Below are 25,706 nucleotides of genomic sequence, written 5' to 3'. Positions count from 1 at the left end.
GGCACGAGGGGGCCATCGCGGCCGGGTGGGGTCGCGTCGCTCAGGCGGCGAAAGTTCGCAAGAGTTCAAACGCGGCGGCGACCTCGGCGGCCCACTTCCCAAACGGGGCCTGCTTGAAGAACGCGACCCACAACCCATAGCGAAGGCGCGGCCCGCCGTACTTCCCTTCGATTTCAACCTTCATCGTCATCTCGCGCGAATGATGCTTGGCGTTTGGCCCAAGGCGCCCGAGGGCTGCTCGAGCGTCACTTTCCCCAAACTCTTGTGCTCGGCCAACGCCGAGCGCCTGCTCGAGCCCGAGGGCTGGAAGCCGACCGGGGCCGAGGCCCACGTGATCGGCAAGGCCGTGGCCGTCGTCGAGCACGACTCGCTGCTCGACGAGGCCCAGCGGATCGCCGCGGGTTGGATCGCCGAAGGCCGCCCGCGCTCCCCGGCGGCTTCGACCTCGCCGAGTTCGAGGCCGTCAACGCGGGCGAGTCCCCTTCCTCAGGTGAAGGGGCTAGCAGCCCGGGGTGCAATGCCTCGCGCCGCCTCGCTTGGCCTTTTCGCCGAGGGCTTTGTCGCCAAAACTTGCAGTACGCCCGGTACAGCGGCGTTTTGGCTTCGCGCCCTCAGCGAAAATTCCGGCGCGAGGCGACACGATGTATTGCACCTCGGACTGCTAGTTTTACTTCTCGGTCGCTTTGTTCGCGCCTCGGTTGGTATGGTCGGGCATGCGCGTCTGCCCTGCCTGCGACTGCCACGTCCTTCTGCTAGACCCTCGCTGCCCGCACTGCGAGGCGCCGCTGCCGGGGACCGGCTCGCGTGCGCTCCGCGTCGGCGCGAGCGTCGGGCTGGGTCTGACCCTCGCCGCTTGTCTCGGCCGCGCCGAGGCAGCCTACGGCGTGCCCGCGACGATGAGCGACGACTTCGGACCGACCACCAACGGCACCGACACCGACACCGAGGGCGAGGGCGAGTGCGAGCTGCCAGACGACGCCACGCCGAGCGGTGAGACCGCGCTGATCACGATCCGCAACGAGCGCGACGCGGCGATCTTCGTCACGCCCTACTCTTCGTTCACCTGCAATTACGGCAAGGTCGAGATCGACGTCGGGGGCGAGCCGGTGCTCTGGGATCACGCGGGCACCTACGCGTTCGCCTGCTCCAGCGACCTGTGCGGCTGGAGCTGCTCCGACGGCGGGGCCGCGGGCTTCATCATCAACCCCGGGGCCGAGGCCCAGGTCGAGTGGAACGGCGCGCTGTGGACCGAGACCGCGCTGCCCGAGGCCTGCGAGGCCGAGTACGACGACTGCGTCAACCCACCCGGCGACACCTGCGAGGTCCGGACCCTGGTCGAGGGCGACTACACCGTGCGCGTCAACCTCAGCGAGACCTGCCCCGTCGAAGACGAGTGCATGGCCTGCACCGACGGCGTGTGCGAGGTGTTCTTCTACGAGCCGTCGATGGGCGAGATCAGCGAGAGCTTCGAGGTCAGCGCCACGTTCCCAGCCGGGGCCGAGGTCACCATCGAGTGATCGCCAGCTCAGGGCCCTCCCACGCCAGCTCCGAATGTCCGTCGCGGACGTGCACGACGCGGCCCTCGAGGTCCCACGGCTCGTCCGGCGTGAAGTCCTCGTGCGCGTCGGCGTGGACCACCATGGTGAACTGCTCCCTGCCGAGACCGACGAGCTCACCGAGGCAGAGATAGGTCATTCGGGCCTATCCCCCCTCGGGGGACTCCTCGACGAGGGCTTCGAGATAGCCGGCGAAGCTGTCGGCGACGTCGAGCCACGTCCCCTCGGTGTTTCGGCCCGTCCAGGCCGGCTTCGCCTCGAAGTAGCCGACAACGCGGCCGCCACCGCTGCTTGTCAGGTCGAGGTAGAGCACGCCCTCCCGCGGCCCGTTGAGGCAGCAGGCGAATGGGATCACCTGCGGCGGGACGCCATTGTGCCGTTGCGCGTCTTGCTAGCAGCCCGGGCTGCTAGGCTGGCAACCGCCAGTACATCTCGCGGGGCAAGCTGTCCGAGAACCTCAAGGCCTTCATGTTCTTGATGGACTCCCCCAATCGGATCCGCGTGAAGATCTGGGGCACGGCGCGCTTCGTCGAGGGTGACGCCGCGCTGCTCGAGCGCGCTCGTGATCCGGACGACCCAGCCCGCGCGGCGGGTCCTGATGTTCGAGCTTCGAGCGTGGGACCGCCCCGTCACACGGCCGAAGAGCTCGAGGGGCTCGGCTGACGACTGCGCGGGCACGTGGCCGCTACAAAGTGCTTGGGCGGAGCCCGGATCGACGCGAGAATCTCGCTCATGGCACGCACCTTTGCTTCCACTGCGCTGATTTCGTCGAGTCTCCTCACGCTCACCGCCTGTCCCTCGGGCGCGGGCGACGGCGACGACACCTTCGGGACCTTCACGACCGACCCCGGCGACGGCGATGGTGATGGTGATGGCGAGACGGGCAGCGGCGACGGCGACGGCGACCCCGGCGACGGCGACGGCGACGGCGACGAAAACTGCGGTGACGGGGTCGTCGACCCTGGCGAGGAGTGCGACCTCGGGCCGATGAACTCCGCGTCCGGCCAGTGCACCCCCGACTGCACCATCGCCAGCTGCGGCGACGGCTACGTCTACGAGGGCTTCGAGGAGTGCGACGACGGCAACGGCGTCGACACCGACGAGTGCGTGTCAGGTTGCAAGAACGCAACCTGCGGCGACGGCTTCGTCCAGGACGGCGTCGAAGAGTGCGACGACGGCAACGACAACGAGGCCGACAGCTGCACCATGACCTGCACCCCCGGCTTGTGCGGCGACGGCATCCTCCAGGACGGCGAGCAGTGCGACGACGGCAACATGGACACGAGCGACGACTGCCCCGCCTGTCAGCTGGCGTTTTGCGGCGACGGCTACATCCAGGCCGGCGTCGAGGTCTGCGACGACGGCAACCTCGACAACAGCGATGCGTGCATCTCGCCCACCTGCGTACCCGCGACCTGCGGCGACGGCTTCTTGTGGGAGGGGACCGAGACTTGCGACGACGGCAACCTCGACGACACCGACGAGTGCCCGGGCAGCTGCGCGCCCGCGTACTGCGGCGACGGCTACCACCAGGCCGGCGTCGAGGGCTGCGACGACGGCAACAACGTCAGCGATGACGGCTGCACAGCCGACTGCGTGGCCGAGTACTGCTTCTTCTTGGATAACACTGATCAGACCGATCTGATGGGCATCGACTGGTTCGACGCCTGCGTCGACATGCCCGGCGAGAACGTCCAGATCACCGTGCGCGACGCCAACAACATGGTCGTGTACCAGGGCAGCGGGCCCAAGGTCGGCGTCTGGACTTACGACGAGCTGACCTCGACGAACGCGGGCAACAACCAATACGAGGTCTACAATCACGACCGGATCATCACCCTCGACAACGGTGACCTGCTGCGAATCTCGGGCAAGAACTCGAACAACAGCGGCTGCGGTGGGTCGCTTGGCAATGGCTATGTGATCATGACCTACGATGATCCGCTGAACGATACTTACTACAATAAGATCAAGCTGCTCGTGGCGCCCTACAACTTCACGGTCGGGCAGGAAGGCCCGCGCAACTTCGGCGACTGGACGCCCGGGGGTGAGCTGTCGTTCAACGACGACGAGGAGATGTGCAGCTGCTTCCCGAACCTCGGCCAGGGGCCCGCGCTGGCGCCCTTCATCGGCAGCATCGCGTTCACCGTGTTCTAGCAGCCCGGGCTGCTAGAGCGGCGCCGTCGCAGCGGGTACGTAGATCGCAGATCTAAAGTCCGTTCCGGGGTCCACGGCGGGCAGCTCGGGCTCGTTGATGAGGCTGTGTCGTGGCCGTTGGGCTCCGCGCAGGGCTGGAGGGGGCCCGTGTTTGGGGCCCGACGGTCACGACAGCCATCGAACAACGAGTTCGAGGTGCAGCGCGCCATCACAGGGCGAGAACTTGCCCCCGCATGTCGCCCTCGATCGCGTGAACGTAGCGCCTCGCCACCTCGTGGGCCGAGACCCCACCGCTCGGGTCCATGCCGAGCGCGGTCAAGGTGTCCTCGATCCACCCCGGACTGACGACGTTGACCCTGCGCGTGTCGGGAATGTCCAGCGCGATCGCACGAACAAAGGACTCGAGCGCGCCGTTGACGAGCGCGACCGGGGCGCTCCCGGGGAACGGGCTCTGAGCCAGGGCGCCGCTGGTGAGCGTCACGGATCCCCCCTCCGGGAGGTGCGGCACAGCGGCGAGGGTCAGGTTGACCTGCCCCATCAGCTTGCTCCGGAGGCCGAGGTCGAAGGCTGCGTGGTCGAGGGCTTCGAACCCAGCGAAGCGGGCTTCACCAGCGGTGACGACGACATGGTCGAAGGGTCCGAGCGCCGCGAAGCAGCGGATGATCGAGTCTCGGTCCTCGAGGTCGAGCTTCGGGTCACTGGAGCGGCTCAGGCCGATGACTTCGTAGCGCAGCGCGCGAGCGCCGGTCTCGAGCAGATCACGAAGTGAGCCGCCGATCAGGCCGCTCGCTCCGATGAGGAGGACCCGCTGCTTGTTCGTCTCAGGCTGGCGATGGGTGGACACAGTGGCGTTGTCGGTCATTGCCCACTCACCGTGGGCCACAACCCCGCTGCCCACCAATCCGACCGCGAGACCGAGGTATCAGCTGCGCGAATGCTCGCGCCCGTCCGCACCGGCAACCCGCGCCACGGCATCCCGCAGCCAGATCAACGACGGCTCCGCGGCGAAGCTCGGGTGCCAGGCCATGCACACGTCGAAGCCCGACAGCTCGAGCGGCGGCTCGCGGACCACGAGCCCGAACTCGTCGGCGAGGTACCGCGCGATGCGGCTGGGCACCGTGGCGATCAGGTCGGACCCACGGATCAGGCCTGGCAACAGCGCGAAGTAGGGCACCTCGACCGCGACCGCCCGCGTGTGCCCCACGGCCGCCAGACCCCGATCGACGATCGACCCGGCCTCGCGCCGGGGGCTCACGTGCACGTGCGTGGCCTCGGCGTAGGCCTCGACGGTGAGCTCGGCCGTGGCCAGCGGATGCTCGGGCCGAACCACGACGGACAGCTCCTCGCGATGCAGCGGCTGGGTCTCGAGCGCGCGCTCGGTCTCGCCGCGCACGCCGACGTAGAGCTGGACAATGCCCTCGGCGAGCCGCCCGCTGATCGACCCGTCATCGAGGGCATGGATCGCCAGGCGCACGCCCGGGGCCTCGGTCGCGACGAGGCGGCGCAAGGCCGGCGCAAGCAACATCGCCAGGTAGTCGACGGTGGCGATGACGAAGCGCTCGGTCGCCGTGTCCGGGTCGAACACGGGCCGGTCGCGGACCACGGCCTCGAGCTCGGTGATCGCCGCGTGGAGGCGCGCACGGATCCGCGACGCAAAGGGAGTCAGCTCCATATGTCGACCGACCTTGACCAGGATCGGATCGTCGAACTGCCGGCGCAGCCGCCCGAGCGTCTGACTCATGGCCGACTGCGTCACCCCGACCCGCTTCGCAGCTCGGGTCACGTTCGACTCGGTGATGAGCGCGTCGAGGGCCACGAGCAAGTTGGCGTCGAGCCCGGCCAGAGCCCCGGCCCACCTGCGGTCATTCGCGCTGCTCATGCCGGCCCGAGTGCAGGTTGGCGGCCGATCGCGTCGAGCTCCGCGAGGTCCTCTCGGCTGAGCTCGATCGCGGCGCCCTGCCGGGTGGTCACGTTGCTCAGCCCGAGGTTCCGGATGACCCCCTGCTGCTGGAGCTCGACGAGCGTCTCGAAGGCTTCGGCGAGCGACTCCTCGGCGGGGCCTTCTGCATCTCCGAGGCGCAGATTGACCAGATCCAGGGCATCGACCCCGAGCGACTCGAGGTTGTCGTCGACCTGCCGGCGGAGCTGGTCCGGTCGTCGCGCCACTGGCCACCCGCCTTCGGCGTCCCGGGTCGCGCCGACCTTCGTCGCGATGAAGAGCGATTCGGGGTAGGGCGACAGGGCATCGCGAATCAGTCGATTGGTCACGCGCGGCCCGTAGGCATCGCTGGTGTCGATGTGGGTGATGCCGCGCTCGACCACCGCCTTCAGAAGCGCGACCGCGCCGTCGACGTCGGCAGGCGGGCCCATCACCCAGGGGCCGGCGAGTTGCATCGCGCCGTAGCCGAAGCGGGTGACGCGGCGGTCGCCCAGCGACCAGTCACCACCAGGAAGAGAGGGAAGGTCGTTGCTCATGTGCATGCTTTCGGTTGAGGCCGAGGGGTCATCGCTCGGCCGGCACGAGGCTACGCATGGTACTCTCTGATGGGAAGTAGGCACCCAAAGGTGCGTATGTCAGCCTGGGGTCGGAGGTGCGGCTCATGGCGAAGACGGCAGCCCAACGGAGGGCCGAGGCGAAGGCTCGATACGATGCGTTTTTGTCGGTGTGTCCGAGCCGGCAGCTGCTCCACATGATCTCCAGCAAGTGGGTCACGCTGGTCCTGTGCGCGCTGGCAACGTGCGACGAGCCAAAGGAGATGCGCTACTCCGAGCTGGCCCGGGTGATCGCCGGCGTGAGCCAGAAGATGCTCACCCAGACCCTGCGCTCGCTCGAGCGGGATGGTCTACTTACCCGTACGGTGACGCCCACCGTCCCGGTCACCGTGACCTACCAGCTGACCCCGCTCGGGCGCTCCCTGCACGTCGCGGTCCGGGGCATCAAGAGCTGGGCCGAGGCCCACATGGACGAGGTCCAGGCCAACCGCTCCTCGGCCGACGACAACAAAGGTGCCTGAGTCCTTTGGCGCCCGCCCGCCCGCGTCGGTCGCTCCATGGATCAGGAGCTTCACGCGCTCATCCTCTCGTCGTCGAAGTCCGTGACCGCGGCGAGGTACCGCTCAAAGGACGCATCGACGGCGGCTCGCCCTCCCCCGCGGATGACCCGTCCCCAGGTGTAGCCGAACACGTCCTCGAACGCGTAGCCCGCGAGCCGCGCTCGCAAGGCCCGGACGTGGCGAGTCCGCATCGGGATCAGGTTTGGATAGCTGTACATGAACGAGACGTGCCGCTGATCCATGACCACTTGCGGCACATCCCCCGAAAACAGCGCGCCCCCAGGCCGAGGTCCGTCCGCCCAGTGCAGCGCCGTGGATCCACGAAAATGTCCGCCCATGCGGATCAGCGTCACGGAGTCCGACAGCGCGAGCTCGTCCCCCGACCACAGCTCGATCGCCGGGTGCGGTCGCTGGATCCACTCGCGGTCCGCCTCGTGAAGCAGGATCGGGACGCCACCCAAGGCGTCGCTCCACTCGCCCATCGACGCGTAGAAGTGCGGGTGGGAGATCGCAATTCGGTCGACGCCCCCGCGCGCCTCGATCGCCCGGATCGCCTCCGGAGTCACGATCGGCACCGTCTCCCACAGGATGTTTCCGGCGTCGGTCGGGAGCAGGAACGCGCGCTGGTCGATGGCGAAGCCAGGTGTCATCCCGAAGCTCAGCAACCCGTCCTCGTCTTCGATGCGTTGGGTGTGGGTTCGCAGGAGCTGCTCGTGCGTGATCCACCGTTGCCCCCGCCACCCGACGTACTGGCGTTCATCACTGCACACACGGCACAGCTCGGGCGTCGTCGCGCTGGCCGCGTGCTGCGTCCCACAGGTTTCACAGATGTACTCGTTGAGCTGCGTCATGCACCCAACTTGAGGCACGCCTGTGCGACGGACCAATCCTCGCGCGAGGCACAGGTATTCGCGCCGCGAATGCACGACGCTGGGCCCCTGCGCTGTCGCAGGGGCCGTCTACGCAGCTCGCCTCGCGGTCGGTCGCCTGCTCACCGGGGTCGACGACGGCGTTGCTCCGCGCTGGGCGGAAGGTCCGGCCCGCTTGCGCTCCCACTCGTCGCCGCCGTCACTCGGGGCAGACGGCGCCGCTGTCGAGCCAGGCCTGGAAGAGCTGGCCGAGCAAGCGCTGGTTGCCGGGGGCCGGCTCGAGCTGCTCCGGCGGCGCCCAGCCGTAGGCGACGAGCTCGTCGTGGGTCATGTGCTGAGCGAGCTCTGCGGGGGACTTCCCGCCGTTGCGCTGGGGATCCTGGATCTGTTGACAGATCGCGCGGGCCGACTTGCCTTCCCACGCCATCTCGAGCGGTGCGAGGTGCCAGTGTGGGCTGCCGGGCATGTTGAGGTAGCTCGACTCGCCGTGGCAGGTGTCACAGCCGAGTCCCGGCGCACCGAAGCCATCCTCGCCGCGGACGACCAGGGGCTGGTGAGGCTCACCGCTGCGTTGCAGCGGGCGCTCGCCGGCAGGATGGCAGTTCACGCAGCGGTCGTGTTGAAGGACCTTGGCCACCTCGAGGAACAAGGCGCGCGAGCGCTCGTCGTCATCGCTGATGACCGCGAAATCGGCCACGGACCGCAGCCCGCGATCGGCGGGCAGCCAGGTCGGCTCGCTGGTAGGTGGGCGCGAGCGCTGGCAGCTGACGACGCATCCCAAGCCGATGGCGACGCACAGGCTGGTCGCGGCCCACAGGTTGCGGGAAAAGGACTTCATTCCGCGTCTCCGGCGGCCTGGTGAATCGCGCGGCGAATGCGAATATAGGTGGCGCAACGGCAGATGTTCCCGCTCATGGCGTGATCGATGTCCTCGTCGCTCGGACGCCTGATCTTCGTCAGCAGCGCCACGGCGGACATGATCTGCCCCGATTGACAGTAGCCACATTGAGGCACGTCGATCGACACCCATGCCTTGCGCACGGCGTCGGCTGTCGGGCCAGAGACACCCTCGATGGTGGTCACGCGCTTGTCGACGACCGAGCGCACGGGCGCAACGCAGGCGCGGCGGGGGCGGCCGTCGACGTGCACGGTGCAGGCGCCGCATTGGGCCACGCCGCAGCCGTATTTGGTGCCGGTGAGGCGCAGCTCATCACGCAGGACCCACAAGAGCGGCGTCTCGGGATCGACGTCGATGTCGTGGCGATCGCCGTTGACCTCGATGCTGAGCTTCATTGCTTGGCCCCCTCGACCGCGAGACGGTCGCGGCGATCGGGTCCGAAGATGGGCAGCCGCCGGACGCGGAGGCCACAGGCTGCGAAGATGGCGTTGGTCAACGCAGGTGCGGCCGGCGGCGTCGGCGGCTCACCGACGCCCCCCGGGGGTGCGTCGGATGCAATGATCGTCGTTTCCATGTGTCGGGGTGCCTCGTTCATTCGCATCACCCGCCAGGCGGGGAAATTTTGCTGCTCGACGATCCCCTGCTTGGCGGTGATTTGTCCGTAGAGCGCGTTCGACAGGCCGAAGAGCGTGCCGCCCTCGAGCTGCGAGTGGGCGTGGTTGGTGTTGACGACCGTGCCAGCGTCCATCGCCGACCACACGCCGACGATGGTGAGGCGGCCTGCTTCGTCGACCGCGACCTCGACGACGGTGGCGACGTAGGCGGCGAAGGAGCGGTGGGCGGCGATCCCCAAGCCGTGACCTTTGGGAAGCGGGCGACCCCAGTCGGCCATCGTCGCCGCGGTCGTCGTCACCGCGGCCAGGCGGGCCGTGTCGATCGGGTGCTCGACGATCGAGCTGCCGTAGTTGTCGTACTCGGCGCCCTCGTCGTTCGGGTCGACGTGACGCGGCGGTCCGATGAGCTCGAGCAGGTAGTCCTTGGGATCGCGCCCCGCCGCGTGGGCGAGCTCGGCGACGAAGCTCTGGACCGCGAACGCGTGATAGATGTTGGCGACCGAGCGCAACCATCCGATGCGCAGGTGTGCATCGGCACGACCCGTCTCGAGCTGCAGGTTTGGAACAGCGAATGGCGTGTCCGACGCGCCAAGGCGAAGCTCGCCCCAACTCGGCTGATCGGCCCCCGCCTCGAAGGTCGAGCCGATGACGGGAAAGGCGGTTCGATGGAGGAAGGCGACGCAACGCCCCTCGGAGTCGAGCCCCGCTTCGAGGCGCTGGGCGCTCACGGCGTGGTAGTAGCCGTGCTTTAGCTCGTCCTCGCGCGTCCACACCAGCTTGACCGGCGCCTGGACGGCGCGGGCAACGAGCGCGGCCTCGGCGACGAAGTCTGGCTTCGACTTGCGCCCGAAGCCGCCCCCGAGCCAGGTCACGTTGATGGTCACGTTGTCCTCGGGGATCTCGCACGCCCGCGCCACGGCCTTGCGCGCCGCCTGGGGCGCCTGGACACAGGCCCAGCAGGTGACCTCGTCGCCGTCCCATTTGGCTGTAGCGACAGGCGGCTCGATCGGCGAGTGGACGAGGTGCGGGACGTAGTACTCGGCCGCGACCGTCTCGGCCGCGCGCTCGAGGGCCGCCGCGACGTCTCCGCGCCTGCGTCGTACCTCGCCTGGTTTTCGCACCTTGGCCATGAGCTCCTGCGCGAAGGTCTCGGAGTCGTAGTTCGCGCTGGGCCCTTCCTCCCACTTCAGCTCGAGCATCTCGCGGCCCTGGATGGCGGCCCAGGTGTTGCGGGCCACGACCGCCACGCCGCCGAGCGGCTGGAAGTGGGCCGGCGGCTTGGGCGTGTCGAGCGTGACCGTCTCGACTACGCCGCTCACCTGCTTGGTTTGGCTGTCATCGACGCTTTTGAGCTTGCCGAACACCTGGGGCGGCCGGGCGATGACCGCAACGAGCATGTTCGGCAGCTGGACGTCCATGCCGAAGGTGCCCTCGCCTCGCACGATGCGGGGCACCGTGAGCGACTTCACCGGCTTGGCGATGTAGCGCCAGTCTGCGCGTTTTTTGAGGACGATCTCGCCCTCGGCGGGGATGGGCTGGGCCCGTGCATCGGCCGCCAGCTCGCCATAGCTGAGGGATCGCTTCGTCGCCGGATGGGTAACCTTGCCCAGCACGGCACGACAGGAGGATGGGGCCACCTTCCACCGTTTCGCCGCGGCACGCTCGAGCATGGTGCGCAGCGCACCGCCCGCGACACGGAGGCGATGAAAATTGTAGCGGACCGAGCGCGAGCCATCGGTGTTTTGATCTCCGTAGCGTGGGTGACCGACGGCCTGGACGATGCGCACGCGGTCCCAGTCGGCCTCGAGCTCTTCGGCGATGATCTGTGCCATCGCGGTCCAGATCTGCTGGCCCATCTCCGAACGGTGGCAGGTGATCGCTACGGTCTCGTCGGGGCGGAGCTCGATGAAGAGATCGGGGCTGGCGTCGCCACCTCGGACGATGGTCAGCGGGCTCCCACCAGCTGCTGCGTTCTTGCCGGCGAGGGTAAGGCCGAGGATTAGAGACGCGGAGGTTACGAGGAAGTTACGCCGGCCCACTCCCACACGCGTCGCCGTCTCGCTCATGGGGTCGAGCCTGACCCGCTGGATCAAAGTGTCAAGCTGGAGGGGTGATGGGGAGTTTCAACCGGCGCGATGAGATCCTCGCGGGGACGGTTGGGGTCGTGGGGCACGAGCTTGGATGCGGGAGCAGGACGGGTGAGCGGGATGTTGGCGATGGGTCATGCGGGTCTGGCTCGGGGGATGGGGCGCAGATGTCACTGCACTTGGGAGGAGGAGCCTGTGGTGCAACCCATTGTGTCGTCTCGCGCCGGAAATTTGGTCGAGGGGACGGAGCGAAAGGGGCGCTCTGGGTCGCCGTTTTGCGCGCACTGGGGACCTTTGTTGCTGTCGGGCGTGGGAGAGGAGGTGAGGGGAGGAGAGGAAGTAGATGTTGGGGTAGTTTGAGTTGGTTGGGCATGTGGTGACGCGGTCGTGGCGATTGGTCTTGTTGTATTGGGTGCAGGGGGTGGCGTGGGCGCTGTGGCCGCCGTTCCTGCTGTTTACGGTCGTGCTCGGGGGTGGTCGCTTAGATAGGACTGGTGCAGTGTGAAGTGCGCGGGCGTGGGGGGCGGTGTGTCATGGGACGGGAGGGAGCATGGGCCGGTGTCCAGGAAGGCGCCTCGCGCCCCCTCTGAACCGTGTTTGTGACAGGACCTTCGGGCGCGACACTTCCTCGAAAAAACCTGCAAACCTCGACGAGGCCGGCCGATAGACCTCGCGTGACCCCGCCGCGATCCATCCACGATCAGCAAACCGCCTTCCTCACCTGCCGCGCCGTAGGCCGGAGTTTTCGCTTCGTTCCGACCGAAAAGGTCACGCAGACGCTCCTGTTCGTGCTCGCCTACACCTGCTCGAAATACCCCGTTTCCATCCACGAGGTCGTGTACATGAGCAACCACTTCCACGTGCTGATGACCGCGCACACGAAGTGCCTTCCCGATTTCATGGAGGATCTCAACTCCTTGGCCTCACGCGCCTTGAATGCCCTGCGCGGCATCTCGGGGACCAACATCGAGAAGGGCTACTGCCTCGTGGAGCCCCAAGACGCCGAGAAACTGCTCGAACACGCGGTCTACACGCTAGCGAACCCGTGCGAGAGTGATCTGGTGACCAAGGCGCGGCACTGGAAAGGCGTGACAACCGCGCGAATGCGATATGGCGATGAGATCGTCGTGCAAAAGCCGACCTACGGGCTCTGGGCCCGGAGCGGAGCAGCGAAGGGGCGCAAGCCAGCCAGGAGGCGGAAACGCCGGGACGCACGTACTCCGTCGAAGCGCGACCGCAGCATCATCCCGAACACCGCGACGCTTCGGCTCGTGCGGCCGGACGTCCGGCCGGAGCTGAGTGACGACGAACTTCGTGACCTGGTGCTCGAGCGAGTCGCTGCGAGGGAGCAAAAGTTCGAAGCCTTGCGGCAGAGGAAGGGGAAGAAGGTCCTCAAGATGCGGAACGTCAGCAAACAACACTGGGCTGCGATGCCCGGCGCGGAGGATCTGTTCGGGGTCCGGCCGACCGTGTCCGCGACCGACAAATGGAAGCGCATCGCGGCCCTCCAACGCAAGCAGATGTTCGAGGCGGCCTACGCGGAGGCGAGGGAGCGTTGGCTCGACGGGGAGAGGGATGTCGAGTTTCCGCAGGGCACGTGGTTGATGTGGCGCCGGTACGCGGCGCGGTGTGCCGGGGCCACGTAGTTGAGTAGGTGCATGGTACGTGGCGGGCACGGCGACCCGCTTCTTTGTGCTGGAAGACCGGTTGGGACTTCGCTAAGCCCACGAGCCCCCCTACGCTTGTTTTCGGGCAGGGCACCCCGCCACGCGCTTGTTTTCGGGCAGGGCACCGCCCCCGCCGCCTTCGGGCAGGGCACCGCCAGGTGCGGGACAGGACCTTCGGGCAGGGCACCCGCGGGCAGGGCACCGCCCCCCGGCACCGCCTCGTTCGGGCAGGGCACCGCGGGCACGGGCAGGGCACCGCCAGGTGCTACCCGCCGCCCGCCGGACAGGACCTTCGGGCAGGGCACCGCGCACGGGCAGGGCACCGCCAGGTGCTACCCGCCGCCCGCCGGACAGGACCTTCGGGCAGGGCACCGCGCCGGCAGGACCTTCGGGCAGGGCACCGCCAGGTGCTGGTGCTCGCCGACAGGACCTTCGGGCAGGGCACCGCGGGCAGGGCAAGGTGACAGGACCTTCGGGCAGGGCACCGCGACAGGACCTTCGGGCAGGGCACCGCCAGGTGGGGCACCGCCAGGTGCTAAGGTCCCGCCCCCATGCCGGAGCCGTTCACGGGCCTGCCCGTCCTCGACCTGCGCCACGCCGCCCCCCCCGCGCGCTGGCGCCAACTATGCGAACGCTCCTTCGGCCTCGACGGCGAGGCCGATCAAAGCGCCCGCGCGATCATCGCCCAAGTCCGCAACGAGGGCGACCCGGCGATCATCGAGCTAACCCAGCGCTTCGAGCAGCGCTCCCTGACCGCCGACACCTTCGAGCTGCCCACCGCCCGCGCCGCCGAGGCCCTGACCCAGCTCGACCCGGACCTGCGCCGGGCCCTCGAGCAGGCCGCCGCGCGGGTCCGGTCTTTCCATGAGCTCCAGGCCCGCGCCCTGGTCACCAGCGGCCGCGACACCCCGGGCGAGCAGCTCCAAAGCCGCGTCGCGCCCCTGGCCCGGGTGGCCGTCTACGCCCCGGGCGGGACCGCGGCCTATCCCTCGTCGGTCCTCCACGCGGCGATCCCCGCCAAGGTCGTCGGCGTCGACGAGGTCGTGCTCTTGACCCCGCGCCCGAGCGAGGTCGTGCTCGCGGCCGCGGCCCTCGCCGGGGTCGATCGCATCTTCCAACTCGGCGGCGCCCAGGCGATCGCGGCGGTCGCCTTCGGAACCGCGACGGTCCCGCGGGTCGACAAGATCGTCGGCCCCGGCAACGCCTACGTGACCGCGGCCAAGCGCCTGGTGTTTGGCCGCGTCGACATCGACTCGATCGCCGGGCCCTCGGAGATCCTGGTCGTCGCCGATCACACGGCCGACCCCGAGCTCGTGGCCGCAGATCTGATCAGCCAGGCCGAGCACGATGTGCTCGCGTCGCCCGTGCTCCTGACCTCCGATCCGGCCCTGGTCGACGCCGTCAGCGCGGCCCTGCATCGCCAGCTCGATGATCTGCCCCGACGCGAGATCGCAACCGCCGCGCTGCGCGATCAGGGCGCCGCGGTCGTCGTCGGCAGCCGCCGGGCGCTGGCCGAGCAGGCCGACGCCTACGCCCCCGAGCACCTCGAGCTGCTCGTCGAAGATCCCGCCGCGCTCGCAGCCGAGATCCGCCGCGCAGGCGCGATCTTCGTGGGCCCGTCGACGCCCGAGGCCGCCGGCGACTACACGGCCGGGCCCAGCCACGTGCTCCCGACGGCCGGCGGCGCGCGTTTCTCCTCGCCGCTGGGGTGCTGGGACTTTGTGCGCTACACGAGCGTGCTCGCCCTCGGGCCCGCGCAGCTGCGCGAGCAGGCGGCCGCGATCACCACCCTCGCCCGGGCCGAGGGCCTCGAGGGTCACGCCCGCGCCGTCGAGCGACGACTGAAGCCACGGGAGCCGACAAACACATGAGTGACCCCACCTGGCGCCGCCACCTGCGGCCGACCCTCGCCGCGCTCTCGATCTACGACGTCGCGCCCTCGCGCGCCCCGAGCCGCCTCCACGCCAACGAGTGCCCCGAGCCCTGGCCGCTCGAGGTCCGCGAGGCCATCGCCGGGGTCGTCCGCGAGCTCGAGCTCAACCGCTACCCCCACACCTCCGGCCAAACCCTGCGACGCGTGCTCGGCGAGCGTCACGGCTGCGACCCCGATCGCATCGTGCTCGGTAACGGCAGCGACGAGATCATCTCGATGCTGCTGACCGCGCTGTCGGGCGGACCCGAGGCCGGACACCTGGTCATCCCGAGCCCGACCTTCGTGCTCTACGCCCACGCCGCGCGGGTGCTCGGCGTGGACGTGCGCGCGGTCCCGCTGACGGACGCGCTCGAGCTCGACGAGGCGGCCATGCGCGGGGCCCTCGATGGCGCGGCGATCTGTTTTCTGGCCCGGCCCAACAACCCGACCTCGAGCTTGTGGGACGCCGAGCTCATCCACGCGCTGGTCCGCGATCACCCCGACACCGTGTTCGTGATCGACGAGGCCTACGCGGACTACAACCCGGGCTGTTCGCTGTTCAACCCCGACGGCCCCGACAACCAGGTTCACATGGCGACCCTGTCCAAGATCGGCCTCGCGGCGCTGCGCGTGGGCTACTGCATCGCCACGCCCGAGCTCGCGCGCGCGCTGAACAAGGTCCGCCACCCCTACAACGTGTCGCAGACGAGCATCGCGATCGCCGAGATCGCGCTGACCCGCTTCGCCGACGTCCAGGCTCAGATGATCGCCACGACGATCGCCAACCGCGGGCGCCTCGTCGAGCTGCTGCGGCGTCTGCCCGACGCCGAGGTGTTTCCAGCCCACGGCAACCTCGTGTTGGTCCGCTTCCCCGATGACGCGCGGGCTCACGAGGTCCGAGACCGCCTCGCCGCGGTCGGTGTTCACGTCAAAGATGTGACCGGCGTGCCCATGCTCGGAGGCTGCCTTCGGATCAGCGTTGGCACCGACGAGGACCTCGACCGCCTCGCGTCGGGCCTCGGGCTCTAGCAGCCCGTGGTGCAATGCCTCGCGCCGCCTCGCTTGGCCTTTTCGCCGAGGGCTTTGTCGCCAAAACTTGCAGTACGCCCGGTACAGCGGCGTTTTGGCTTCGCGCCCTCGGCGAAAATTCCGGCGCGAGACGACACGATGCATTGCACCACGGGCTGCTAGCCCTCGCTCGAGCGCGGAATTGAAAAAGATGAATGATTTAGGGTGAGTACGAGCCGAGAGGCGAGCGTTTGGGGTGAGCGGAGGGGCTTCGCCGCCGCAGCGAGGGGGCCTTTTCGACAGGCCTGGGTTACTTGCCAGGGTCAGTTAGCTGCAGCCGGATGAAGGCTCCGGCGGGCGCGCTATACTGCGCGGCATATGGCGATCGTCAAACTCGTCTGCCAGGGCTGTGGCGCCAACCTCGACGCCATGGACGACCGTCGCGTGATCCAGTGCGGTTACTGCGGGACCACCAACCAGATCAAGCGGACGGTCCACGAGCAGCCGCGGCAGGCTCCGCCGCCGCCGCAACCTCAGACTTCCTTCCCGCCGCCGCCGGCCCAGGTCAACCTTCCGCAGGCCGCGAACGCGGGCGGGGGCGCGGGCCGGGGCGTACTCACGATCATCCTGCTCACCACCTGCCTCCCGATGCTGATCGGCGGCATGTGCACCTTCATGGGCCTGCAGACGACCTCCGAGCTCCTCGACGGCCTCGGTGTCGGCTTCGAGGGGAGCAACAAGTCCGGGGTCAACGCGCGCAAGTACGGCTGGAACAGCAAGCGGCCCTTCGTCGCCGACGTCAACGGCGACGGGACCGACGACATCATCGGCACGATCACCGAGCCCGGCTCGGAGCAGCTCTTGTTGACCGCGATGTCGGGCAGCGACTGGTCGACGCTGTGGGAGGTCGACCTTGGCAAGCGCGCGAACCTGCCCAATTCCGCGCTCTACTTCGAGCCCCAGTCCAAGCTCGTGCTGTTCGGCGTGGGGGCCGCGCTCTACGCCTACGACGGCGGGTCCGGGGCCGAGCGCTGGGTTGCGAGCTTGCCGGACGCGCTCGAGGTGGTCACCGTCGACGGTGACCACCTGTGGGTCGCGACGATCGACGAGGCCGGCCACGATCTGGACCTGGCCAGCGGCAAGGTCACGCCCGCCGCGTCCGAGCCGGGCGCCGCGGTCAAGACTCTGCGCGACGACACGGGCTACGAGCTGATCCCCGAGCTGGGCAAGCTCGATCTGAAGTACGACCAATACGACGGTCTGCGGGTTCAGCAGGCCTTTTGTCCCGAGCAGGATCTCCCGTTCGCGCTCGGACGTCGTGACAGCGCCGAGGCCAAGCGCTGCGCCAACCCCCACGGGCTCGCCTTTGCGACCCGCGACAAGGGCACCGATGTCCCCTACCTGATCGGCTACGATCGCGGGACCAAGGCCGAGACCTGGCGGGTCCAGCTGACCAAGGCCGGCAGCCTCGAGACCGTCGACCGCGGCTTGGGGCAGCCGCGGGCCGAGTATGTCGGGGCGGACGCGATCGTCAGCTTCGTGCCCTCGAGTGACAACAACGCCCGCATTCGTCAGCTCTCGCTGGTCGATGGCTCGACCAAGTGGGAGACGACCTTGACCCGCACGAGCGTCGAGAACGTCGATGGGATGGTCGTCGGTGACGGCGTCGTATTCGTGAAATACGGCCAGCGCATCCACGTCCTGTCCCAAGCCGACGGCGAGGAGCTCGTCCGCCTCGGCGGGCTCATGTAGGCTTTGGTTCTGGCTCGACGCACGACGTGGCCGACCTACCAACGACTCGAGGCGAGCTCCTCGGCCAGATCGCCGTCCTTCGCAAGGAGCTTCGTGCCCATCGCAACGAGCGGCTCGGCTCGCTGCGGGCGATCAACGAGGGCTTCTCGGACGAGGAGTTCAGCGCCGAGCACATCAAGCTGATCCTCGACTCGAGCCCGGTCGGCGTCGGGATCGCGCGTACCGCCGATTCGCTCGTCGTCTACCAAAACCAGCGCTGCGCCGACATCTTCGGCGTCGAGATCGACGAGGTCCGCCATGCCCGGGACTCGTGGGCCGACCCCGCCGACCGCGACGCCTTCGTGGGCGCCTACGAGCGCGGCGAGCCGCTGCCCGACGAACCCGCGCGGATGTGTCGCAAGAACGGCGAAGTGTTTTGGGTCCTGCTTACGTTCGAGCCGATCCGCCTCGCGGGCGTCGACTGCGTCTTGTCTTGGATCTACGACGTCACGCCGCTCCGGGTCGCCCACCGAGCGCTCGAGCGGGCCAGAGACGAGCTCGAGCAGCGCGTCGAAGATCGGACCGCGGAGCTCGCTCGCAGCGAGACCGCCCTGCGCACGATCCTCGAGTCGCTGCCCGACGCCGTGCTCGTGTGTGACGCCGACGCGCGGATCCGTCACTGGAACGCCGCCGCCGAGCCCTTGTTCGTGAGCGCGCCCGAGCTCGGGGGCTCGCTGTCGACGCTGGTCGGCCCCGCGCTCGGCGAGCAGCTCCAAGCGGCCGCGAGCCGGGCGATCCAAGAGCAGCGATCCTTGCGCCTCGGCGACACCGAGCTCGCCACTGCTCGCGGCGCCGCGCGGGTCCTCGACATCGTCGTCTCACCCAGCCCCGGCGAGGGGCTCGAGCTCCACGCGGTGTTCGTGCTGCGCGACGTCACCGAGCAGCGTCAGCTCGAGCTTCAGGTCCAGCACGCCGCGCGGATGGACTCGCTCGGTCAGCTCAGCGGCGGCATCGCCCACGACTTCAACAACATGCTCAACGGGATCATCGGCGCCGCCGAGCTGCTCGGGCTGGAGAGGATCCCCGCCGCCAGCCCGGGCGCGGACGAGCTCAAGCTGATCCTCGACACCGCCGGCCGGGCCGCCGACCTGACCCGCAAGCTCCTGGCCTTCTCGCGCTCCGACCAGCAGGCCAAGGTGGTCCTCGACCTCCACGAGCCGATCCGGGACGCGATCGCGATCTTGCGCCACAGCGTCGACAAGCGGGTCGAGATCTCCACGCGCCTCAACGCCCCCCGAGCCACGATCCGCGGCGACAAGACCCAGATCCAAAACGCGCTGCTCAACCTCGGGATCAACGCCAACCAGGCCATGCCGAGAGGCGGGGTGCTCGAGATCAGCACCGAGCTCGTCACCCTCGACGCCGAAGCCTGCGCCGCCGAGGCGGGCGAGCTCGCGCCCGGGACCTACGTCGAGCTCTGCGTCCGCGACACCGGCGTCGGCATGGACGAGGCCCTCCAGGCCAAGATCTTCGAGCCCTTCTTCACGACCAAGGAGGTCGGCCGCGGGACGGGGCTGGGTCTGTCGATGGTCTACGCCACCCTCGAGTCTCACGGCGGCGGGATCTCGGTCTCGAGCGAGTTGGGGGACCACACCACCTTTCGGCTCTTGTTCCCAGCCCATCGAGACGAGCCGCTGCGGCCGACCGCCGAGACCGTCAGCGCAGCGACCAAGCCCTTGAAAGTGCTCGTCGTCGACGACGAACGCAGCGTGCGGCGGACGATCTCGGCGTTCTTCACGATGAAGGGCGGCGAGGTCCTCGAGGCCAGCGACGGTCGCGAGGCCCTCGACCTGGCCCGGGCCCACCTCCAAGACCTCGATCTGGTCATCCTCGACACGGTCATGCCGAGGATGAGCGGGCCGGACTGTCTGCGCGAGCTCCGCGAGCTGCGCCCCGGCCTGCCCGTGGTCATGATCTCCGGTCACCTCAGAAACATGGCGCTGCGTGAGCTCGACGATCTCGGCATTGGTGCGTTCCTGCACAAGCCATTTCGCTTCGCCCAGCTCGGCCGAGCGATCGAGCAGGCGATGGCCGAAGCCTGAGCTCGATCGCTGAATGGATAATGTCTGTAATTGCCAATTGATGTTGCTGGAGTGGTCAATGAACTCATGACTCGAAGCATCGCGGAAACAGCGTTCTCGTAATTCGTTTCCGGGGTCGTTTGGTGTGGAGTCGGGCCCATCGGCTGGGGTGGGGCGAGATCGCCCCGAGTATCAATATGCTCAGCTTCGAGGGGCCACTGTTCGTTAGAGCAGAGATGTGATCCGCGATCTGCGCAATTCGCAATCTCTATCAATCCACCAGCCCCGGTTCCTACAGGGTACTATTCGGGCCCCGCCGAGCATGGGCTTTCCGCTTGCAGAGTATCGGGCGATCCGACCGCTACGCGAATCCGCGCGCTCGCGCGTCTATGAGGCGGTCTCCGATCGAGATGGGCGGGCGGTGATCGCCAAGGTCTTCAACATCGAAGACGAAGCCGACGAGGACCGGGTCCAGCACGAGTTCGAGCTGATCCAAAAGCTCGACATCGAGGGGGTCGTCACAGCTCGCGAGCTACGTCGGGTCGGGGATCAGCTCGTGCTCGTGCTCGAGCGGATCCCCGGGGTCGATCTTGGGGAGTACGCGGGCGGCAGGCCGCTGGCGATCGCGGAGTTTTGGTCGATCGCAACACAGATCGCGGACATCCTCGCGCGGACCCACGCGGCGCGGGTCATCCACCGGGACATCAAGCCGACCAACATCCTGATCGAGCCCCGGTCGCTGCGGGTCCACCTCGTCGACTTCGGGATCTCCGTGCTGCTCGAGAGCGAGCGTCGCCACATCTACGACGGCGACGTGCTCGCGGGCACCCTCCCGTACATCTCGCCCGAGCAGACGGGCCGGACCAGCCGCGCGGTGGACCTGCGCAGCGACCTCTACTCGCTCGGGGTCACCTTCTACGAGCTCCTGACCGGGCACCTGCCCTTCGAAGGTCTGCTGCCGCTCGAGCTGATCCACGCCCACCTCGCCCGCGAGGCCGACCCGCCGACGAAGCTGCGCCCGGAGCTGTCGGCCGGGCTCTCGCGCCTGGTCATGAAGCTGCTCGCCAAGGCGCCCGAGCACCGCTACCAGACGGCGGCGGGCCTCGCGACCGACCTGCGTCGGCTCCAGGCGCTGCACGAGGCCAAGCTCGATGACGGGCAGGTCGAGCTCGGCGCCGAGGACTTCACGACCCAGCTCCGCCTGCCTCGTCGGCTCTATGGGCGGCAGCGCGAGCACGCCGAGCTGGCCGAGACCTTCGCGGTCGTGGCCGGGTCCGGGGGCCGGCAGAGCGTGGCCCTGAGCGGCCCGCTCGGCGTCGGCAAGTCCTTGCTGGTCAGCGAGCTCGAGACCACGGTCGTCGGCCACGGCGGCTACATGCTGCGGGGCAAGTTCGACGCGCACCGCGAGGTGCCCTACGTCGGCTTCGAGCAGGCCCTGACCATGCTGTTCGAGCAGATGCTGACCGAGAGCGACGCGCGCCTCGACCGTTGGCGCCGACAGCTCAGCGCAGGGCTCGGTGGCCTCGCGCCCGTGGTCGTCGAACTGTGTCCGACCGCCGAGCTCGTGCTCGGGCCGCAACCCAAGCCCGCGCAGCTCGACGCGGCCGAGGCCCGCAACCGGCTGCTGGTCACGGTCGAGCGCCTGCTCTCGATCGCGTGCAGCGATCGGCGGCCGATCGCGCTGGTGATCGAGGATCTGCAGTGGGCCGCTCAGGGCAGCGTGGCCCTGCTCGAGGCCCTCGTTCATGGTCACAGCGGCCCGCTGTTGCTGCTCTTCACCCTCCGGACTGACGAGCTCGGCGACGAGCATCCCCTGCGCGCGGTCCTGGCCGGGCTCGACGATCACCCTCGGTCCCGGAGGCTCGAGCTCAGCGGGCTCTCGACCGGCGCGATCGAGGCCATGCTCGCCGACGCCCTGCCCGGCGCGCGCGAGGTCGAGGCGCTCGCGCGTACGATCGCGCGCAAGACCAACGGGGTGCCGCTCTTCGTTGGCCAGTTCTTGGCCCAGCTGGCTGAGCGCGGGCTCCTGCGTCCGAGCAAGCGGGGCTGGGTCTGGGACCAGGCCCGCGTCGACGCCGAGCCGATCCCCGACGACGCCGTCACGATGATGGGCGCCAAGCTCGACGCGCTGAGCTCGAGCGCGCGCGACGTGATCCAACGCGCGGCCTGCATCGGCTCGCGCTTCGAGCTGCCGCGGCTGGCGCTGGTGTCGAGCCAGACCCGCGCCGAGCTGACGACCGGCCTGTTCGAGCTCGAGCACGCCGGCTTGCTCGGCCGCGTCGGCGGTGAGTATCGCTTCGTCCACGACAGCATCCAGGACGCCGCGCGGCGGGGTCTGGACGACGAGACGCGGCGGGCGCTGCACTGGAAGATCGGTCGCGAGCTGCTCGCGAGCCTGGCCGAATCCGACGAGCAGCTGTTCGAGATCGTCGACCACCTCGACGCGGGCGCGCCCGCCGATCCCGATCGCGCGACCCGTATCGAGCTCGCCGAGCTCGACCTTCGCGCGGGCGAGCGCGGGCTGGACACCGCGGCCCATGAGCTCGCCCAGAGCTACCTCGCTCGCGGCATCGCGCTCACCCAGGATCTGCGCGACGAGGTCATCGAGCGGGGCGCGGCGGCGCCCGGCTACGAGCTGACCTTCCACCTCCACTTCAAGCTCGCGTACTCGCTCGCGCTCAACGGGCGGAGGGCCGAGGCCGACGAGGCGTTCGCGGAGCTGCTCGACTGGGGCCTCGAGGATCATCACTACGGCGAGGTCGCCGCTCGACGCGTGCGCCTGCTGTGGGTCGAGACCCGCTACCGCGAGGCCGTGGATCTGGGCCTGGCCGCGCTCGCGCGCCTGGGCTCGCCGGTCCCGCGCACGCCCAGTCGGCTCCGCGCGAGGGTGGTGCTGACCCGCGCGTGGTCGCTGACCCGGGACCTCGACGTCGAGGCGACGGCGAGGATGCCCCGCTGCGAAGACCCGCGTGACGCCGCCGTGCTCGCGCTCGTCGACCAGGTCAAGTATCCGGCCTTCGCCGTCAACTACCGCCTGTTTCTGTATCTGACCGGTCTCCAGCTGCTGCTCATCGGCGCGCGCGGCTACCACCCGAGCCTGACCAAGGCGATCGGCGACCTGTCGATCGGGCTCGGCGGCGGCTTCGGCAAGATCGCCGAGGGGATCGCGATGCAAGACCTCGCCCGCGAGCTCGCCCGCGACGAGCCCACGGCCAAGTCCGAGTCGCGGGTGCTCGCCTTCGGCGGCGCCCTGTCTCTTCACCGCGGGCGCCCCTTCGCCGAGATCGTCACCCAGCTCGACGCCAGCTACCCGGCCGCCCTCGAAGCCGGCGAGTTCGACGCTGCGAGCTTCATCGGCGGCTTCGGCGGAGACATGCAGCTCGAGATCGGGACCCACCTGCGGGTGCTCGATCGCCACGCTCGTCGGGTCGCCCGCGACGTCGGGCGTTGGTGCCCCAACCAGATGAGGGTCATGGTCTGGGTCCTGCGCGGGCTGTGCTTGTCGCTGCGCGGACCCGAGACCGAGGCCGACGAGAGCTCCGAGCGGGACCAGGTCTGGGACCTCGATCCAGACCAGATCCTGGCCAACAACGGCGCTCCGACCAACTTCTACGTCGGGCTCATCGCCAAGGCCATGCGCGAGCTGGTGTTTGGCGACCACGCGGCCGCGCTCGACAGCTGCATGCGCTGCATCCACGACGTCGAGAAGGTCGTGTTCAACACCTGGTACATCGCCCGCGCGTGCGTGCTGACCTGCGTGGCCTACTACGGGCAGCTGCTCGGCGGTCACCCGCCCTCTGCGTCGGCCGCGGCCGCGGCTCGCAAGGGCCTGCGCACGCTCCGGCGCTGGACGGAGCACGGCGCGGCCAACTATGAGCATTACCTCTACCTCGCGCGTGGGCTCCGCTGCGCCGTCCGGGGCCGGGTCGGGGAGGCGGTTCGGCTGCTCGATCGCGCGTGGGCCCTGGCCCGCAAGCGGGGCTGTCGCTGGATCGAGGGGCTCGCGGCCGAGCAGCTCGCCGCGCTGCTCGAGCGCGAGGGCATGAGCGCGCTCGTCGATGGGGCCAGGCAGCAGGCGTGGACGGCCTACGCTGCCTGGGGCGCCGACGCCAAGCTCGACCAGCTGATCGAAGCCCACCCCGTGCTGTTCGCCGAGCTCGGGGGCCGCGGCGACCCCCCGCGCAGCGCCAGCCCGCGCGCGCTCGAGTCGCGTGGTCCCGGCAGGCGCGGCACGTCGGTGTCCGGGACCACGCCGCCCCTCGACTTCGCCGCGGTCTTGCGCACGGTCGGGGCGATCAGCGAAGACCTCCGCCTCGACGAGGTCATCGGCCGGGTGCTCGACGCCGCGCTGACCAGCGTCGGGGCCGACCGCGGGCTGATCGTGCTCGACCAGGGCCGGGAGCTGACCCTCGTCGCCGAGGCCAGCGCCGTCGGGGAGCCGACGATCTTCGCGGACCCGCCCTTGCTCCGGGACGCTGGCGAGCGGGCCCCGAGCATGCTGATCAACTTCGTCGTGCGCAGCGGTCAGTCGGTCGTGCTCGACGACGCCCGGGCCGATCAGCGCTTCGCCGGAGATCCCTACCTCGAGCGCGAGGAGGTCCGCTCGGTCTTGGCGCTGCCGCTGGTCAAGGGCGAGCGCCGGCTCGGCGCCCTGGTGCTCGAGAACCGGCTCACGACCCACGGCTTCAGCCCGACGAGCATCCGGGCGCTGCAGCTGATCACCGGCCAGGCCGCGAGCACGCTCGAGAACGCCCAGCTCTACAGCGCGCTGCACAGCAGCGAGGCCCGCTGGCGCTCGCTCGTCGACGGCGCCCCCGATCTCATCGCCCTGCTCGACGAGCGCGGGCGGGTCGTGTTCCGCAACCACAGCGGGCCGCTGACCGGGCTCGACGGCGACGAAGACGATGACGCCGAGGGCTCGCTGCGACCCCAATCGGCGAGCGCGTGGCGCGAGGCCGTCGCGGCCGTGCTCGACCACGGGCAGCGCCGCGAGCTCGAGCTCGAGTTCGTGCCCCACGCCGGGCTCCAGCGCTGGTACGCCGTCCGCGTCGCCCCGATCGAGGTCCGACGCACGCTGCTCGGCGAGACCGACAGCCTCCATCGAAACGCGGTCGCCGTCGCAACCGACATCAGCGCGCGCAAGCGGGCCGAGGCCGAGAAGCAGGGCCTCGAGGCCCAGATCCGTCAGCATCAGCGGCTCGAGTCCGTCGGGACCTTGGCCAGCGGCGTCGCCCACGAGATCAACAACCCGATCCAGGGCATCATGAATTACGCCGACCTGATCCAGTCGAGCTCGAGCGAGAGCACGATGGTCGAGTTTGCGACCGAGATCATCTACGAGTCCAACCGCGTCGCGACGATCGTGCGCAACCTCCTGGCGTTCTCGCGTCAAGACGCCACCTTGGCGCTCGAGACGGTCGAGCTGCGCGAGGTCGTCGCCTCGACGCTCTCGCTGGTCCGCTCGCTCTTGACCGGGGACTTCATCACCATCGAGTTCGAGACCGACCCGGGGTTGCCCTTCGTGCGCTGCCGATCTCAGCAGATCCAGCAGGTCGTCATGAACCTGGTCACCAACGCACGCGACGCGCTCAACGAGCGCTACGGCACCCACGACGATCGCAAGCGCATCGACATTCGCATCGAGCGATCCGAGCGGCCCGGCTGGGTCCACATCGCCGTGCGTGACTCGGGTCCGGGGATCCCCGCCGACGTCATGCCGAGGATCTTCGACCCTTTCTTCACGACCAAAGATCGCTACGAGGGCACCGGCCTCGGGCTCGCCGTGTCCCACGGGATCGTCAAGGATCACGGCGGCGAGCTGGTGGTCGAGACAACGCTCGGGGAGGGGACCTGCTTCATGATCGCGCTCCCGGCCGTCGACGAGTCCGAGCAGCTCGCCGCTGGATGCCAATGAGGCGGCGGCGGCGGCGGCCGATCGCGGCGCGCTTGGGAGCGTTGCTGGCTCCAATCGAAACGCCGACGAGTATGAGCTTTGGCCCGGCCGAGTCGGGCTCAAAACGACGACGCTCGCGACGCCGGCTCCGGCGCCAATCAGATCCGTGTCGGCGCCTCA

General features: G+C 69.0%; 19 protein-coding genes and 1 pseudogene. 10 read left to right on the top strand and 10 right to left on the bottom strand.

What is annotated here, in order from left to right:
* Window positions 1-40 precede the first annotated feature (40 nt).
* A complete protein-coding gene (locus tag ENSA5_RS36665; protein WP_146156402.1) occupies window positions 41-364 on the bottom strand; it encodes a hypothetical protein in 324 nt (107 codons plus the stop codon).
* A 349-nt stretch (window positions 365-713) separates the two neighbouring features.
* On the opposite strand from ENSA5_RS36665, the gene ENSA5_RS33825 reads away from it, so the two are divergent.
* Window positions 714-1,517, top strand: a complete 804-nt coding sequence (locus ENSA5_RS33825) for a hypothetical protein (RefSeq protein WP_106395856.1) — start codon at window positions 714-716, stop codon at window positions 1,515-1,517.
* Here ENSA5_RS33825 and ENSA5_RS33820 read toward each other — a convergent pair.
* Both ENSA5_RS33820 and ENSA5_RS38725 read right to left on the bottom strand, forming a co-directional pair.
* On the bottom strand, window positions 1,504-1,695 hold the full coding sequence (locus ENSA5_RS33820; protein ID WP_106395855.1) for a hypothetical protein: 192 nt from the start codon (window positions 1,693-1,695) through the stop codon (window positions 1,504-1,506). The genes ENSA5_RS33825 and ENSA5_RS33820 overlap by 14 nt on opposite strands.
* Before the next feature lie 6 nt (window positions 1,696-1,701).
* Window positions 1,702-1,869 carry a hypothetical protein gene (locus ENSA5_RS38725; RefSeq protein WP_181198438.1) on the bottom strand — a complete coding sequence of 56 codons (168 nt, stop codon included), beginning with the start codon at window positions 1,867-1,869 and terminating at the stop codon, window positions 1,702-1,704.
* A 164-nt stretch (window positions 1,870-2,033) separates the two neighbouring features.
* On the opposite strand from ENSA5_RS38725, the gene ENSA5_RS36660 reads away from it, so the two are divergent.
* Both ENSA5_RS36660 and ENSA5_RS33815 read left to right on the top strand, forming a co-directional pair.
* The gene (locus ENSA5_RS36660) at window positions 2,034-2,219 is read left to right on the top strand and encodes a hypothetical protein (RefSeq protein ID WP_181198437.1); all 186 of its coding nucleotides are present in this window, start codon (window positions 2,034-2,036) and stop codon (window positions 2,217-2,219) included.
* A 69-nt stretch (window positions 2,220-2,288) separates the two neighbouring features.
* On the top strand, window positions 2,289-3,713 hold the full coding sequence (locus tag ENSA5_RS33815; RefSeq protein WP_106395854.1) for a DUF4215 domain-containing protein: 1,425 nt from the start codon (window positions 2,289-2,291) through the stop codon (window positions 3,711-3,713).
* 208 nt (window positions 3,714-3,921) lie between these two features.
* Here the strand turns inward: ENSA5_RS33815 and ENSA5_RS33810 are convergent, their stop codons facing one another.
* The 3 genes and pseudogenes from ENSA5_RS33810 to ENSA5_RS33800 form a co-directional block, all read right to left on the bottom strand.
* Window positions 3,922-4,575, bottom strand: coding sequence for a short chain dehydrogenase (locus tag ENSA5_RS33810; protein ID WP_146156400.1), 654 nt, complete (start codon window positions 4,573-4,575; stop codon window positions 3,922-3,924).
* A gap of 60 nt (window positions 4,576-4,635) precedes the next feature.
* Complete coding sequence (locus tag ENSA5_RS33805) at window positions 4,636-5,592, bottom strand: LysR family transcriptional regulator (RefSeq protein ID WP_106395852.1); 957 nt, start codon at window positions 5,590-5,592, stop codon at window positions 4,636-4,638.
* Window positions 5,593-5,663: 71 nt separating this feature from the next.
* A pseudogene (locus ENSA5_RS33800) lies at window positions 5,664-6,188 on the bottom strand (aldo/keto reductase); the annotation flags it as partial.
* A gap of 125 nt (window positions 6,189-6,313) precedes the next feature.
* On the opposite strand from ENSA5_RS33800, the gene ENSA5_RS33795 reads away from it, so the two are divergent.
* Entirely contained in the window at window positions 6,314-6,727 is a 414-nt protein-coding gene (locus tag ENSA5_RS33795; RefSeq protein WP_106395850.1) for a winged helix-turn-helix transcriptional regulator, read from the top strand.
* A 50-nt stretch (window positions 6,728-6,777) separates the two neighbouring features.
* Here the strand turns inward: ENSA5_RS33795 and ENSA5_RS33790 are convergent, their stop codons facing one another.
* From ENSA5_RS33790 to ENSA5_RS33775, 4 genes are all read right to left on the bottom strand, one after another.
* Window positions 6,778-7,617, bottom strand: coding sequence for an MBL fold metallo-hydrolase (locus ENSA5_RS33790; RefSeq protein ID WP_106395849.1), 840 nt, complete (start codon window positions 7,615-7,617; stop codon window positions 6,778-6,780).
* Window positions 7,618-7,834: 217 nt separating this feature from the next.
* Complete coding sequence (locus tag ENSA5_RS33785) at window positions 7,835-8,473, bottom strand: Isoquinoline 1-oxidoreductase subunit (protein WP_106395848.1); 639 nt, start codon at window positions 8,471-8,473, stop codon at window positions 7,835-7,837.
* Window positions 8,470-8,928 carry a (2Fe-2S)-binding protein gene (locus ENSA5_RS33780; protein WP_106395847.1) on the bottom strand — a complete coding sequence of 153 codons (459 nt, stop codon included), beginning with the start codon at window positions 8,926-8,928 and terminating at the stop codon, window positions 8,470-8,472. Before ENSA5_RS33780 ends, ENSA5_RS33785 begins: the two co-directional genes overlap by 4 nt.
* Window positions 8,925-11,213, bottom strand: a complete 2,289-nt coding sequence (locus ENSA5_RS33775) for a xanthine dehydrogenase family protein molybdopterin-binding subunit (RefSeq protein ID WP_106395846.1) — start codon at window positions 11,211-11,213, stop codon at window positions 8,925-8,927. The genes ENSA5_RS33780 and ENSA5_RS33775 overlap by 4 nt, the downstream gene beginning before the upstream one ends.
* Window positions 11,214-11,908: 695 nt before the next feature.
* On the opposite strand from ENSA5_RS33775, the gene ENSA5_RS33770 reads away from it, so the two are divergent.
* From ENSA5_RS33770 to ENSA5_RS33745, 6 genes are all read left to right on the top strand, one after another.
* On the top strand, window positions 11,909-12,880 hold the full coding sequence (locus ENSA5_RS33770) for a transposase (RefSeq protein ID WP_181198436.1): 972 nt from the start codon (window positions 11,909-11,911) through the stop codon (window positions 12,878-12,880).
* Window positions 12,881-13,452: 572 nt separating this feature from the next.
* A complete protein-coding gene (gene hisD / locus ENSA5_RS33765) occupies window positions 13,453-14,772 on the top strand; it encodes a histidinol dehydrogenase (RefSeq protein WP_106395844.1) in 1,320 nt (439 codons plus the stop codon).
* The gene (locus tag ENSA5_RS33760) at window positions 14,769-15,842 is read left to right on the top strand and encodes a pyridoxal phosphate-dependent aminotransferase (RefSeq protein WP_106395843.1); all 1,074 of its coding nucleotides are present in this window, start codon (window positions 14,769-14,771) and stop codon (window positions 15,840-15,842) included. Before hisD ends, ENSA5_RS33760 begins: the two co-directional genes overlap by 4 nt.
* 357 nt (window positions 15,843-16,199) lie before the next feature.
* Window positions 16,200-17,573: an outer membrane protein assembly factor BamB family protein gene (locus ENSA5_RS33755; protein ID WP_106395842.1), complete on the top strand. Its 1,374-nt coding sequence runs from the start codon at window positions 16,200-16,202 to the stop codon at window positions 17,571-17,573.
* Window positions 17,574-17,599: 26 nt separating this feature from the next.
* A complete protein-coding gene (locus ENSA5_RS33750; RefSeq protein ID WP_106395841.1) occupies window positions 17,600-19,654 on the top strand; it encodes a PAS domain-containing hybrid sensor histidine kinase/response regulator in 2,055 nt (684 codons plus the stop codon).
* Window positions 19,655-19,955: 301 nt separating this feature from the next.
* A complete protein-coding gene (locus ENSA5_RS33745) occupies window positions 19,956-25,547 on the top strand; it encodes a protein kinase domain-containing protein (protein WP_106395840.1) in 5,592 nt (1,863 codons plus the stop codon).
* The last annotated feature ends 159 nt before the right edge of the window (window positions 25,548-25,706 follow it).

Source organism: Enhygromyxa salina, from assembly GCF_002994615.1.
Taxonomy (GTDB): domain Bacteria; phylum Myxococcota_A; class Polyangia; order Nannocystales; family Nannocystaceae; genus Plesiocystis; species Plesiocystis salina_A.
This window is presented reverse-complemented; position numbering and strand designations above follow the sequence as displayed.

Bases quoted from the DNA above. Each gene is read 5' to 3' on its own strand.
- ENSA5_RS33825 (WP_106395856.1), top strand. From the start codon at position 714: ATGCGCGTCTGCCCTGCCTGCGACTGCCACGTCCTTCTGCTAGACCCT.
- ENSA5_RS33820 (WP_106395855.1), bottom strand. From the start codon at position 1,695: ATGACCTATCTCTGCCTCGGTGAGCTCGTCGGTCTCGGCAGGGAGCAG.
- ENSA5_RS36660 (WP_181198437.1), top strand. From the start codon at position 2,034: ATGGACTCCCCCAATCGGATCCGCGTGAAGATCTGGGGCACGGCGCGC.
- ENSA5_RS33815 (WP_106395854.1), top strand. From the start codon at position 2,289: ATGGCACGCACCTTTGCTTCCACTGCGCTGATTTCGTCGAGTCTCCTC.
- ENSA5_RS33810 (WP_146156400.1), bottom strand. From the start codon at position 4,575: ATGACCGACAACGCCACTGTGTCCACCCATCGCCAGCCTGAGACGAAC.
- ENSA5_RS33805 (WP_106395852.1), bottom strand. From the start codon at position 5,592: ATGAGCAGCGCGAATGACCGCAGGTGGGCCGGGGCTCTGGCCGGGCTC.
- ENSA5_RS33795 (WP_106395850.1), top strand. From the start codon at position 6,314: ATGGCGAAGACGGCAGCCCAACGGAGGGCCGAGGCGAAGGCTCGATAC.
- ENSA5_RS33790 (WP_106395849.1), bottom strand. From the start codon at position 7,617: ATGACGCAGCTCAACGAGTACATCTGTGAAACCTGTGGGACGCAGCAC.
- ENSA5_RS33785 (WP_106395848.1), bottom strand. From the start codon at position 8,473: ATGAAGTCCTTTTCCCGCAACCTGTGGGCCGCGACCAGCCTGTGCGTC.
- ENSA5_RS33780 (WP_106395847.1), bottom strand. From the start codon at position 8,928: ATGAAGCTCAGCATCGAGGTCAACGGCGATCGCCACGACATCGACGTC.
- ENSA5_RS33775 (WP_106395846.1), bottom strand. From the start codon at position 11,213: ATGAGCGAGACGGCGACGCGTGTGGGAGTGGGCCGGCGTAACTTCCTC.
- hisD (WP_106395844.1), top strand. From the start codon at position 13,453: ATGCCGGAGCCGTTCACGGGCCTGCCCGTCCTCGACCTGCGCCACGCC.
- ENSA5_RS33760 (WP_106395843.1), top strand. From the start codon at position 14,769: ATGAGTGACCCCACCTGGCGCCGCCACCTGCGGCCGACCCTCGCCGCG.
- ENSA5_RS33755 (WP_106395842.1), top strand. From the start codon at position 16,200: ATGGCGATCGTCAAACTCGTCTGCCAGGGCTGTGGCGCCAACCTCGAC.
- ENSA5_RS33745 (WP_106395840.1), top strand. From the start codon at position 19,956: ATGGGCTTTCCGCTTGCAGAGTATCGGGCGATCCGACCGCTACGCGAA.